This is a genomic window from Shewanella sp. TB7-MNA-CIBAN-0143 (assembly GCF_040310065.1).
GTDB lineage: Bacteria > Pseudomonadota > Gammaproteobacteria > Enterobacterales > Shewanellaceae > Shewanella.
Genome location: NZ_JBEOPL010000010.1, coordinates 76,425 through 89,092, shown reverse-complemented (window position 1 = coordinate 89,092; position 12,668 = coordinate 76,425). Strand labels below are relative to the sequence as shown.

At 43.1% G+C, this 12,668-nt stretch carries 9 protein-coding genes and 1 pseudogene; 4 read left to right on the top strand and 6 right to left on the bottom strand.

Translation table 11 applies throughout. The features are described from left to right. The first annotated feature begins 20 nt into the window (after positions 1 to 20). The 3 genes and pseudogenes from AAEY97_RS10120 (at position 21) to AAEY97_RS10110 (ending at position 4,422) form a co-directional block, all read left to right on the top strand. A pseudogene (locus AAEY97_RS10120) lies at positions 21 to 2,501 on the top strand (hypothetical protein). Positions 2,502 to 2,792: 291 nt separating this feature from the next. Further along, complete coding sequence (locus tag AAEY97_RS10115) at positions 2,793 to 3,194, top strand: YajG family lipoprotein (protein ID WP_101087673.1); 402 nt, start codon at positions 2,793 to 2,795, stop codon at positions 3,192 to 3,194. Between the two features lie 337 nt (positions 3,195 to 3,531). Continuing rightward, on the top strand, positions 3,532 to 4,422 hold the full coding sequence (locus AAEY97_RS10110; RefSeq protein WP_350998603.1) for a LysR family transcriptional regulator: 891 nt from the start codon (positions 3,532 to 3,534) through the stop codon (positions 4,420 to 4,422). 35 nt (positions 4,423 to 4,457) lie between these two features. On the opposite strand, the gene AAEY97_RS10105 is transcribed toward AAEY97_RS10110, so the two are convergent. Beyond that, positions 4,458 to 5,042, bottom strand: coding sequence for an aspartyl/asparaginyl beta-hydroxylase domain-containing protein (locus AAEY97_RS10105; RefSeq protein WP_220487301.1), 585 nt, complete (start codon positions 5,040 to 5,042; stop codon positions 4,458 to 4,460). Positions 5,043 to 5,521: 479 nt separating this feature from the next. On the opposite strand from AAEY97_RS10105, the gene AAEY97_RS10100 reads away from it, so the two are divergent. Further along, complete coding sequence (locus AAEY97_RS10100; protein ID WP_101087675.1) at positions 5,522 to 6,034, top strand: tetratricopeptide repeat protein; 513 nt, start codon at positions 5,522 to 5,524, stop codon at positions 6,032 to 6,034. Between the two features lie 178 nt (positions 6,035 to 6,212). On the opposite strand, the gene AAEY97_RS10095 is transcribed toward AAEY97_RS10100, so the two are convergent. The 5 genes from AAEY97_RS10095 to tldD all read right to left on the bottom strand — a co-directional run bounded on the left by AAEY97_RS10095 (position 6,213) and on the right by tldD (position 12,581). Further along, on the bottom strand, positions 6,213 to 7,358 hold the full coding sequence (locus AAEY97_RS10095; protein ID WP_182744114.1) for an ABC transporter permease: 1,146 nt from the start codon (positions 7,356 to 7,358) through the stop codon (positions 6,213 to 6,215). Continuing rightward, positions 7,355 to 8,527, bottom strand: coding sequence for an ABC transporter permease (locus AAEY97_RS10090; RefSeq protein ID WP_350998599.1), 1,173 nt, complete (start codon positions 8,525 to 8,527; stop codon positions 7,355 to 7,357). The genes AAEY97_RS10095 and AAEY97_RS10090 overlap by 4 nt, the downstream gene beginning before the upstream one ends. Before the next feature lie 12 nt (positions 8,528 to 8,539). Then, on the bottom strand, positions 8,540 to 9,529 hold the full coding sequence (locus tag AAEY97_RS10085) for an HlyD family secretion protein (RefSeq protein WP_101087678.1): 990 nt from the start codon (positions 9,527 to 9,529) through the stop codon (positions 8,540 to 8,542). Continuing rightward, entirely contained in the window at positions 9,519 to 10,952 is a 1,434-nt protein-coding gene (locus AAEY97_RS10080) for a TolC family protein (RefSeq protein ID WP_350998596.1), read from the bottom strand. The genes AAEY97_RS10085 and AAEY97_RS10080 overlap by 11 nt, the downstream gene beginning before the upstream one ends. Before the next feature lie 180 nt (positions 10,953 to 11,132). Further along, positions 11,133 to 12,581 (bottom strand): metalloprotease TldD, encoded by a 1,449-nt coding sequence (tldD, locus tag AAEY97_RS10075; protein WP_101087680.1) that lies wholly within the window; start codon positions 12,579 to 12,581, stop codon positions 11,133 to 11,135. Positions 12,582 to 12,668 lie beyond the last annotated feature (87 nt).

Below are 12,668 nucleotides of genomic sequence, written 5' to 3'. Positions count from 1 at the left end.
ATAGAATAAGGATGTTGCTAATGCGGCTAAAAATGATGACTCGCACACTATTGTTATTACTAACTTCAGTGCTGTTATTTACCGGTTGTAACGGTGCCGCGGACGGCACCGATACTGACACACTGAGTGGTAATTATAGTATTGCCGTCAGCTATCAAAATATCGTCAATGGCCAATGTGATGAGAATACTGACTCACTGATTTTTGATCTTGATGGTAGCTTTTGTGCCATTGCACATCTCAAAATTGGTAGTACTAACGTTAGTGGAGCGCTCATTACTTTTAGCACCACCAATGCAACAATATCACCTACCACGGTGTTAACCTTATCTTCTGGTCTTGCGACAACTCTGGTCACATCAAGTAGTACCGACGCTGGCACGCTTAGCGCAACTTACTCTCCAAGTGATGCAGATGCTGTTAGTGCGACTCGCAATTATCAATTTAAAGAATATGACACCAGTATCTCTGTCGAAGCGATTAAATTAACCGCTTCGATAAGTGATGCTACCGGCCCTATTACCCGCTTTAATATTGATAAAACAGTTCAGCTCAATGCCTTGCTTACTGACAGTAATAATCAAGCTATTGCTAACCAAATTGTGACATTCAATGCCGGTAGCGCTACGTTAGCGCCAGCAACTGCACTGACAAAATCCTCAGGTATTGCTACGCTAAACTACACACCGTCCGAGGCAGAGTTAGGTGCGAGCCTGTTAACTGCTACCACCGAATATCAAGGTAGTACTCTTACCAGCAGCAGCGCTTTTGAAGTGTTAGCGTCTGACGATATTGCCACGAATGGTAATGTTAAGATGGGCTCGTATAATGCTAATGGTGAGTTTGTTGAAAGTGAATTAGCGACAACGCTAGTCGCAACAACTGATGGTAGTTATAGCATTAGTGCCGGTGGCACCTTTGGGATTAGCGCTACGTTAGTTACCGAAAACACCGATGGCACATTTACACGCTTACAAAGCCCAACCAGCATCAGCTTTAGTTCTGACTGTTCTACCAATGACAACGCCACACTTGATTCACCTGTTACTAGCTTATCAGGTTCTGCCAGCTCAACCTTTTCAGATGTCAGCTGCAGTGGCAACAGCGAACGTAATGACATCATCATCGCGACAGCAACGGTTAATGGCGCTAGTTTAAATGCAAGTTTGCCTTTTACCTTAGCCCGTCAAACATTATCTAATGTGAGCTTTGTGTCAGCTGATCCAAGCCAAATTCGTATCAAAGGTTCTGGTGGTACCGGTTCAACAGAATCATCGTTAGTGACCTTTTTAGTCACCAGTGCTAATGGCCAGCCGGCAGCACAACAAACGGTTAATTTCAGCTTAGACACCAGTGTTGGCGGTCTGCGGTTTGCTAATGGTGAAGTGACCGACAGCAGTATTACCAATTCCTAGGGATTAGTCAGTGTGCGAGTGCAAGCTGGCACCATTCCAACCCCGGTAAGAGTGGTGGCATCAACCACAGACGCCGACACTAACCAAATCATTACCAGCCAATCAGAACAGCTGACCGTCAATACCGGCTTGCCACAACAGCTTGGTTTTAGTATTTCAAGATCAAATGGCAACCCTGAAGCGGGCGACTACAACGGCGAACAAGTTACCATTACAGCTTATGCCTCTGACAGTTTTGCAAACCCTGCACCAGACGACACTACCATCAACTTTACCGCTGAAGGTGGTCAAATTGAACCATCGTGTTCCATAGAAAACGGAAAATGTTCCGTCATTTGGACATCGGCATCACCACGGGTAAGTGACCATCGTGTAACGATTATGGCTTATGCGCTAGGACACGAAACCTTCTTCGATACCAATGGCAACAATGTATTTGACGATGCTGATGGTGGCGTGGTTAACGGCTGCTTAAGCGGCACAACGTCAGTAGCATGCAGTGGCAACGGCATGGATGTAGAAACTTACCATGACGGTGGTTTTGTTGACTTGCCAGACGCCTTTAGAGATGACAACGAATCTCGCACCCATGATTCAGCTGAACCGTACTTTAATATTCAAGCGAGCAACACATACCAATTAGCTGACGGTCAATTTAACGGCCCACAATGCCAAGGTGCATTATGTGATAGCACGGCTATGAGTACTTATATCCGTAAAGCATTAGTATTAACAATGTCAGGCTCTGAAGCTAATTTTGTCGTTAGCCAAGATGGCAGCGTGATTAATGATTACGACACTGATGTTCAACCTATTGCACTAGATGAAACGGCAAAGTTTGATGTGGTAATCACTGATAGCGCCAATCAAATATTACCTTCAGGTACAACCTTAACCGTTACTAACACCGAAGGTGAATTGCAGTTCTCTGGCTATACCGTACCTAACAAGAGTTCAGCAGGAGGAACATCAACCTCATTTACCTTGAAAAATAATGGTACACCAGGCGCAAGCCAAGTCACACTGACAGCAACTACGCCTAAAGGTGTGGTCACTAAATTGATATTTGATGTGACCTTGTCATAAGCTCAATATTCTCACTCCTATAATATATATCGATCCTTCAAGCCTGCTACTTCAGCAGGCTTTTTTATACTTGGCATTCACAAATATGTTGGTACAATAAGACGTGCAATACGGTATTTAATTGATATGCTGTTGAAATAAAAACTATTTTTTCTAGCTGACGTTATGTTCGCGCCTTAAATAGTGCTCAACATTATGCGTTTCGATACCATCAATAGCATCTGTAAACAGGGCTAGTTTACTATTACGAGGGACCGATTTACGACTCTCGACGCATACTAAGGAATAATAATGCGCAAAATTTCTCTACTTCTTACTATAACTGCAGGTGTACTACTCACCGCTTGTGCCGCTAAACCACCAATCGTGGCTCAAAACAAAACGGTTGTCGTCAATGACCAAACTTTCGTGCTTGGCGGATCGTATGATAAAGCAAATAATAAACTGCTATTGACCGCTAATGGTGACCCGATCATGCAGGGTCGATTCCCGCCAATGACGCCTACCCAAAATCTTAATGCAAACTTTAAAGATATGAAATTTAAAGGTGATTGTTACTTTGGTTCGGTACTCGGAGATCAAGGTGGAAGCTTTGGTATTGTTGCTAGCATTGTTCAATCAGCAAAATCGAGCACTGCAGATAAATGCGACATTTTTATCGATGGCACCAAGCAAGAAACACTGTACTTCTAATTAGACATATTAATTAAGCGCTAGCCCTGCTTACCTACCTATCTATTAATCCATTTCGTTATCTCAGTTGAGATAACGTAACATCAGTTAGCACCAAATTGGTGCGAACAAGGTTTATTCAGCACCAGAGCAACTCAATCAATTTTTATAAAATTAGTTAACACTATGTTTAAATTAGATTTTAACTACTGGTCTAATCCTTGCTTTCTCTTCAAGAATAGCTCCTAGTCTCACTAAACTATTACTCAGTAGTCGACCCGCATGCATTACAGATGTCATCATAATTGATTATCATCAAGGGGAAGTGAGTTGATAAACTGTCCTTGTTGAGAATTGAATGATCCCTTTACACACCTCCATGCGCGGCCTACGTTGTTTTTGCGTCGCTGCTGAATGCTTAAGTTTTAAAGATACCGCTAAAAGATTGTATCTAACCCCTTCGGCGGTAAGTCATCAGATTAAACAGTTAGAAGAATCACTAAACCAGAGCTTGTTTATTCGTCAAACCCGCGCGGTGACATTGACCGAAGTGGGCGCACGCTTTTACCAGGCCATCGAGCCGGTCATGCAGCAATTAGTCAACACAGTCAGTGAATTTAACCAGTCAGACAGAATGCTCGAAGTCAGTATTTCAATGCCAGAATTCTTTGCCAGTGAACTGTTTATGCCTAAACTCATTGGTTGGTCATCTAAATATCCCACCATCAATCTTAAGCTCGAAACCATTAAGTCGCGTAGCGATACAATTAAGCACACTGATGTATCCATTATGCTCTCTGGTAAACAACAAACGAATGCCGATGTGTATGATTTATTTCCAATCACTTATATCCCTGCGTGTAATGCACAACTGCATGCTGAATTGTCTTCACAAGGTTTTAAAGCATTAACTAAGGTGCCATTAATATTGCATAAAGCTCGACCTTACGCTTGGCATCAATGGGCCGAAAATGTTGGCTTTGATGCATTTCAGCCTAAGCAGATAATTCAACTAGACAGTATGTTCAGTGTCGCCCGCGCTGCAGAACAAGGATTAGGCATTGCACTCATTCCATTACCCATCAGCCAAGCATGGTTCGATAATGGCACCCTTCTACCATTATTTCCTCCTCCACTTTTTAGCCATGATCGCTATTATTTGATCCGCCACACCAATGAACAACAGCGACCAGAAGTGCAATTACTGATCGATTGGATCCTCAAAAGTTTCCATGATGAAAGTCATTAATAATTAGATTGATAATGAATTTATTACACTGTTTATTATCGTTTCAATAGCTGTTCAGCGTATTGCCGAACGTCGTCTGGCACCATATCTTCTGTGAAGGAACAAATATCCGACCGAAGAAAATCCAACATTAATGTGCCACGATATTGAGCAGAATCGTTCCAAGCTTCATGTTCAGCAGTATCATCAAATATTAAACATTTACCTTCTTCCCAATAACGGGTTTCGCTGGCAACACGAAGCCTGCAGTCAGGTGGCACCACTAATCCAAGATGTAAACGATATACATTATTGGCCCAACCGACATGTGGTGTTATATGCGTATGGGGGGCTAGTAGCGAAAAACCAGCGAGAGAAATGCCGCCGATGTTTTCAACGAGTTTCGCTGTTTGAGGACATTTAACGCATGCACCTTCAACACGATTCCCAAGCGCATACAAGCCGAAGACACTCCAGCCTTGACCATGCATTTGTTGTTGAACCCATGGGTCAAACGAGTCATTTGGTAGTGCAAGAAATTCATCTCGAATTATTTCCCAATTAGCTTCAAGCTCTTTCACAAAAGAAAATTTAGAGGCTTCAATAAACATAATCATTAATCCTAAATATACTATTAGCATTATCAGCCACATTTTGGGCTAAAAATCAGTGATCATTACCAATAGTTTCTGGCCGTCTTTAATTAAGTATCAATTATAATCCTACATGCCCTATCTTATTGATGTAAAGACATTAAAATCTTAAGCAGTGCAGACGCAGACAGTATAAATAGACTTTGAATCATATCAATATGGCTTACACACTATCAGTATTAAATCCCTTGATACCGTTGAAGACTGTTTATAAAAGAATGTGTAAGTCGTTAAGGTTTCAGGTTCAATGAAAATTGTGGAGGTTAAAGAAAATCGTTGGATGACCATGTCATGAAACACATCGACGTTAATTGCCGCGGCCATTAATTAAACAAAACTATCACACCTCCCCATAAGTGAATTTTTTTAACCCATTAATGCGTTTTTTATCGTTTGTCGACGCTAGTCGTTTTGACTAAAGTTCACCTGTAGCGCGGCGCTACACAAACGTTTAAAGGAGCTACATCATGAAAAAGAGCATCGTTAATGGCCTAATTTGTGCCACATTAGTACTGACAGCATCGACTAGCGTAATGGCTGATGAGCAAGGTCAACAGATCAAAAGTAATGCCTACAAAATGGTATTAGTGGAAGATGTGCCTGGTGTTAACGCATTGCAGTCTGGTGATGTTGAAGCAGGCTTAACCGCTACTTTGTCTGCAAGTAAGTTCGCCGTGGATGACTATTCTCGCAACGTGAACTTATGCGCTGGATATGTGCAATTAGCTGATATGGAAAAAGCCCAAAAAGCCTGTAGTGCAGCCGTGAAAAGTGCTCGTACCCAAGTGGCGATTCCATCAATGACGGTTCGGGCTTATGCCTATAATAATCGTGGTGTAATGAAATTACTGAATAATGACAATTTAGGCGCATTAGCTGATTTTAAATATGCTGCAAAAGTCGATCACAGCGAGATATACCAACATAACGTTAAACGTTTAGAGGCCGCTTTAAACAATGCCCAAAACGGAATGATGTAATTGGACTCTGACCAAGAAACCGTCACGGTTGCCCTTTATCAGTCAACAATAAACCCCATAAAACAAATGAAATAGACAGGTCTATCGAGAAGATAACTGTCTATTTTTTTACTCAGTGACAAACCTAGCTATAACCTTATTTCGATATGATAGAACCTGGCTAACTTCTATGGGTGATTTATGATGCAACATCAACATTTTTCTGTTTCCGCCCAATGGCGACTATGGCCATCGTGACGAATACTGCAAACAAGCCCCACAATTGTAACCATTTAGGCATTACCGCCGACCAACCAGCTCCTAATTGATTTAACTCGAGCATCCCCATAATCGCTGGAACAGCTGGAATAACTTGAGATGCTAATACCAATGGTTCTGGAATTAATGCAATCGGCCACACAAACCCTGACACAAATAAAATCGGCATCGACACCAGTAAATACAATTGGGTAGGTAATTCTCGACGATTAAATAAACTGCTAAGATAAATACCTAACGATCCCGTGGCTAATAGAAAGGGCAACATAAATAGCCCAACTTCAATCACCGTAGCCACCACGCTTACTTTGTACCAATAAAAACAAAAACCTAAATAGAAACTACTAAATAGCGCGTAAATCATCATAAACACACTTAACCGTGCAAGCACCAAGGTTACTGGACGTACTTGCTGCCAATAACCGGGTTTGCGCCATTGGCCTGCGCCCAAAATACCGGTGCCAATTAATAAGGTTTGATGCAGAATTAATAAAAATAATCCCGGCACCACATACGGTGTGTAACCTAAACTGGGGTTAAACGCTGGAACTGAATTAATATTAATAGAATTAACAGCTTGCTGGGCAAGTTGGGGGTTTTGGCCCCGAGCCAATAAACCAATTAACTGCACTTGTTTACTGGCATCTATACCGGCTGACACTAAGCCTTCTACTACGGCTGAATAAATCAGAAAGTAACTCGCATCGCCGCCGTAACTTAATGTTGCACCCTTGCCTAACAACAAATCGCGTCTAAAGTTAGCCGGAATAACCAGTAAGCCGTGAGCTTTACCTTGATCGATCCACATTTGTGCTTGCTCAATACTGCTTACCTTAGCGAGTATTTTTATCTTAGCACTGGCATCTGCGTGGCGAGTCACCAACCTACTGAGTGACGAATTATCGTGATCTACCACCACGACCTTTTGCTCTGTCGGCACCTGATTCAAATACGGTAACGGATACAGAACCGAGTAAAATAACACTCCACCAAATAGCGTCATCACAATCGCTTTGTCAGCCAATATAGCTTTGCATTCTGCTACGATTAATTGCCAGAAGTTCATCGGTTGACCTCCAGAGTAACCGGGTGACTAACATGACCCTGTGGCGGTATTTTCTGCGCGTGGCGGCCCAGCACATAAAGCAAAGGCAATAACAGTAAAAAGCCCCAATAAGAACTGATTTGAGTCAATACTTGCGGCAAGCCAACACCATAACTGACGACGCTGATATGAGAGTCTATATAGTGACTCGATGGCATCACCAACCGCCACCATTTAGCCAATAAGGGCATATCGTTTACGGGAAAGGTTATTCCCATAAACGCAAATGCTGGAGCAAATAATGCGGTACAGAAACTGACCGTGCGAGCACTGTCACGCATAATCATAAAAATAACCAACACTAACAACCACAATGCCATGAGCATGAATGCCTGTGCCAATAGCAATAACCATAGCGAACCCGACACGGGCAAAGCTAAATAGTGGTATAACCACACTAAAATAAAGCCACTATGAACGAGCATGATCGGACTATAAAATAACACTTTAACCCACACTTTTGGCCAAATGTTTCGGGCTAAATAATAGCGTTCACCTTGAGGAATAAGCTCCGCATTAACACTATTAACAAATACGAACATCGACAGTAATTGCCATAATGCAATTAATATAGGCGGGACTAAAAAACCAACATAGTTATTATTTCGGTTAAATAACGCCGTCGTTTGGTTACTAATAGGCGTTAAACTCACATCAACGGTGGCTTTATTTGCGCCTTTAAGTAATAGGCTCTCCTCGCCAATATGCGTTAACCCCTCAGCAAGGCTGAGTTGTAACTGGCTGGATAATAACTTACCTACTAACAAAAATTGGCTGTTATAGCGAATATCAATAGTGGGTTGTTTTGATGTGAGTAAATCTTTTCTGAGCTGGTAAGGTAAAATAACTAGCCCGTATACTTGCGCTTGACGCATAGCTTCAATCGCCGCAGCTTCATTGGCAAATGAACGTGGTGCAATCACGGCATTGGCCGATAATTGCCTTGTTAGCATGCGGCTAATTTGGCTGTTATCTAAGTCAACCACGGCAACGGGGAGCTGCCTTGGCAACCCCGCACTAAATAACCACCAAAGTGCGATCACGCTAATTAGCGGAATATAGCTCACCAAGGCAAGTTGCCATGGTGAATTCCACAACGCTTTACATTCTCGCCTGAATAAATGCCTCATCAGCAAGCCTTATTAATGTTCGGCAAGCTTGTCGGCACGAAACAATACCGACATACCAACTCGTAAATCGACAATCTTTTGCTTAGGTGTCAGTTCAACTTCAAAGGTACGCATATCAAAGTCATGGCCGCTCTCTGTCGAGCGCCAAGTGGCAAAATTACCCATAACACTAACGTGCGAAACGGTAAATTCGACTTGCTGCTGTAGTGCTGGAATATCTAACATGACGGTTTGATCTTGTTTAAATAGCTTCAATAAATCTTCTCGAACTTGTAATACGGCCCACGCATCACTCATATCAATAATGCTTACCACCGGAAAACCACTCGGCGCAAGCTCACCTGCTTGTAATAATACTTCACTCACCTCCGCTTTTTTAGGTGAGCGCATTTGGCTGTCGGCTAAAATGGCATTGACCTCGTTAACCGCACCTTCTGCCATACGAGTTTTTCCTGCGGCTGCGGCTTTAGTTTCAACCCGCGCGCCTTCATTTGCCATTTGATACATAGCGTAAGCTGCTTGCTCGGTATATTTTGCCGCTTGCCATTGGGTATAAGCTTCATCGCGCTTTTGCCGTGCGACAACACCTTCATCAAATAAGTTTTCAATTCGTTGGTAAGTTTTTAGGCTAAGTTCGGTTGCAGCCTTGGCTTTTAACCACTGTTCTTTAGCTGCGGTAACTTGTTGCTGCCTTGCGCCATTTTTAGCTTGTTGCTGCATAGCCGTTGCCGCTTCAAGGCCGCCTTGAGCCTGCAGTAACTTAGCATCTAATTCTGGGCTGCTGATGGCAAACAAAATATCATTCACATTGACTTGGTCGCCTTTGCGAACCAAAACTTGCTCAACTCGGCCAGGAACTTTAGACGAGATATTATATTCACGAGCTTCTATTTGCCCTTGCAACACTGTCGGTTGAGGCGTAAAAGCTAGCATGACACCGTACCCTAACAATAATATAACTAGCACGAATGCGACCACTGCAATAATCTTGTTAGCCCGCATAAGCAGCCCCTTGAAGTTGAGTTCGGTTAATAAATTCATCTACTTGACCACTAATGGCCATCACTTTGGCATAGGCTTGCATATAACGATATTTTGCACCTAATTGCTGAGTTTTCACTGCAGTTAAGCTCAACTCGGCATCGATTCGGTCAATTGAAGTGGATAAGCCTTGGTTAAAGGACAACTCTCGCAATCGTAAATTCTCGGTCGCCAATGCTAATGACACATCCAGCGCATCCGCTTCTTCTTTAGCTTGCAGCATTTGCCGATAACTCTGATCAATCAACAAACTTAAATCTTGTTTGGTTTGTGCTTTGGTGTAACGCGCTTGCAGTAAAGCACTTTTCGCCGCGAGCACTTTTCCACTGCGACCATCACGGCTAATAAGCGGTATGCTCATACCAACACCCACCATCCAGTCCGGCTCTACTTGAGAAAATAAGCTGTCATCTTCATACAAGGTGTAGTTGCCGTATAAATACACCGTGGGGTAGTAACTGCCCTTTTCTAAGTCGACTAAATCATTGGCTTGAGCTTCTTTAGCTTCGAGTAGTTTTAACGCCGGATGCTGAGTTAATGTCAGCTGGCTAAGACGGGGCAATGAAGGTTGTTGTTCGAGTAAAAACAGTGCGGAAATAGGATCGACCGACGGTATATGTAACATTCTTGCTAGCGCAATTTCGGTCATTTCGTATTGACGCTTGGTTTTGCCCCAGTTGACTTTGGCATTTTCTAATGCGACCTGGGCATTTAAGCGTTCAACTTTGGCTATTTGGCCTTGTTGTTCTAATTTTTGGGCATGACTCACATGCAAAGTTAACGAGTCCACCAGCTGCTTTTGGGTATCTACTAAGGTTTTTGTCACCGATACTGCGTAGTAGCGATCAACTAACTGAAGAAATAACTCACGCTGAGCTAGGGCAAACTCTTGTTCTCTCTCTGAAACTTGGGCAGCATGTATTCCTTGGGCTGCAGTAATTTTACCACCGGTATAAATGGGCCACATGGCTTGTAAACTGGCACGAAACACATCTTGTTCGGTAAAAGGAGTGACAAAGAGAGAGCCTGGGATTTCAGCTAATGCACTACTAAGAGCTGCTGGTAATGTACTTGTGTCGAGAGTCGCTAATGGATTTAAGTCACGTAAATCAAGTTCGATAGGTTTTTCGAGGCGAGTATAGCTGCCAGCAATATTAAGCGATGGGTAATTTAACGCATCACCGGCATCCTCTTCCGCTTTGGCGCGGTTGACTAGCTGAGCTTTAGCTTGAAGCTGATCACTCACTTGCGCCAATTGCTGCCAAGCATGACTAAAGGTAACGGGTTCAGCAAAAACACTAAGATGGACAAATAAAACACTGAAACACAGAGTAAAGTTCACTCGTCTGCGACAATATGTACTGATATGACGTTGTGCAACCATAAACACCTCTAGAGTTAATACTCTAATTCCTTGATGAATTATAACGTAATTCCGTTATTATCACAGCCACTAGATCATAACGTGCATATTCACTCACATAAGATAGTGATCACAGTGTAGATCACCATAACTCACTGAGCATAAACACTCAGTGAGTGACCAATACAGTAAACGTTAGTGTTAAGCGGTGCCACCAACCGTTAGGCGATCAATTTTTAGAGTAGGCTGACCCACACCAACGGGCACGCTTTGTCCGTCTTTACCGCACACGCCAACACCTTTATCTAAGGCTAAGTCATTACCTACCATTGAAATGAGTCCCATAGCTTCAGGGCCATTACCAATTAAGGTCGCGCCTTTAATCGCCTGAGTCACTTCACCGTCTTCAATCAAATAGGCTTCAGAAGCCGAGAACACAAACTTACCTGAAGTAATGTCGACCTGTCCGCCACCAAAGTTAGGCGCGTAAATGCCTTTTTTAACCGACTTAATAATGTCGGCTGGATTTGACTCACCTGCATTCATATAGGTATTGGTCATGCGCGGCATAGGTAAATGCGCATAAGATTCACGGCGACCGTTACCTGTAGGCTCTTGCCCCATTAAGCGGGCATTTAACTTGTCTTGCATGTAACCTTTTAAAATACCGTTCTCAATTAAGGTGGTTTTTTGGCTTGGCACGCCTTCATCATCGATGCTTAATGAACCGCGACGATTTTCTAAGGTGCCGTCATCCACGATGGTCACTAAGGTAGACGCCACCTGCTGGCCCATTTTACCGCTAAATGCACTGCTGCCTTTACGGTTAAAGTCGCCTTCTAAGCCATGGCCAACTGCCTCATGCAATAAAACACCAGGCCAACCATTACCTAACACCACGGTCATTTCACCGGCAGGTGCATCAATAGCGTGTACATTAACTTGAGCTTGGCGTACCGCTTCGCGGGCAAACTCAAAACTCTGCGGTAAGCCAGCTTCATCGGTGGCTAAAAAGGCGCTGTAATCGTGACGACCACCGCCACCAGCACTGCCACGTTCGCGCTTACCTTTGTCTTCTAAGATAACACTACAGTTAAAGCGCACTAATGGACGAATATCTGCTGCTAATGTGCCGTCACTGGCGGCTATCAATATTTCTTCATGTACGCCCGATAAACTTACGACGACTTGAATAATACGGCTGTCGAGGCTACGAATATAAGCATCGGCTTGCTTTAATAAATCGATTTTCTTCACTTCGTCCATAGCAGCTATTGGGTCAGCACTGTCATACAATTTATGGGCTGTTTGGCGCTTAAAAGCTTGTACTTTATGTTGCTCACCAGCACTGGCAATTCCGCGGGCAGCTTTTGCTGCTGCATCTAAAGCTGCTGGGGTGATTTCGTCAGCATAAGCAAAACCGGTTTTTTCGCCGGTAATAGCGCGCACACCTACTCCACGTTCAATGTGAAAGCTGCCTTCTTTTACAATGCCATCTTCTAATACCCAAGACTCATGACGACAAGCTTGGAAATACAGGTCTGAAAAATCGATATTGTGTTGATGAATGGTATTTAAGTAACCTTGCAGTCCATCTAAGGTTAATCCATCTTGCAATAAACTCTGCTCTACTTGGGTTAAAAATGGCATTAAAACTCTCTTTTTTAATTGGTAACGCGTACTGCGAATTTGGTTTCTGTCAGGCTCGTTCAGTGTTATTTAAACCAGTATTATTTA

What these genes read in the sequence shown, in the direction of transcription:
- AAEY97_RS10095 (WP_182744114.1), bottom strand. Translation starts at nt 7,358, where the DNA reads ATGAACTTCTGGCAATTAATCGTAGCAGAATGCAAAGCTATATTGGCT.
- AAEY97_RS10085 (WP_101087678.1), bottom strand. Translation starts at nt 9,529, where the DNA reads ATGCGGGCTAACAAGATTATTGCAGTGGTCGCATTCGTGCTAGTTATA.
- AAEY97_RS10110 (WP_350998603.1), top strand. Translation starts at nt 3,532, where the DNA reads ATGATCCCTTTACACACCTCCATGCGCGGCCTACGTTGTTTTTGCGTC.
- tldD (WP_101087680.1), bottom strand. Translation starts at nt 12,581, where the DNA reads ATGCCATTTTTAACCCAAGTAGAGCAGAGTTTATTGCAAGATGGATTA.
- AAEY97_RS10080 (WP_350998596.1), bottom strand. Translation starts at nt 10,952, where the DNA reads ATGGTTGCACAACGTCATATCAGTACATATTGTCGCAGACGAGTGAAC.
- AAEY97_RS10115 (WP_101087673.1), top strand. Translation starts at nt 2,793, where the DNA reads ATGCGCAAAATTTCTCTACTTCTTACTATAACTGCAGGTGTACTACTC.
- AAEY97_RS10105 (WP_220487301.1), bottom strand. Translation starts at nt 5,042, where the DNA reads ATGCTAATAGTATATTTAGGATTAATGATTATGTTTATTGAAGCCTCT.
- AAEY97_RS10100 (WP_101087675.1), top strand. Translation starts at nt 5,522, where the DNA reads ATGAAAAAGAGCATCGTTAATGGCCTAATTTGTGCCACATTAGTACTG.
- AAEY97_RS10090 (WP_350998599.1), bottom strand. Translation starts at nt 8,527, where the DNA reads ATGAGGCATTTATTCAGGCGAGAATGTAAAGCGTTGTGGAATTCACCA.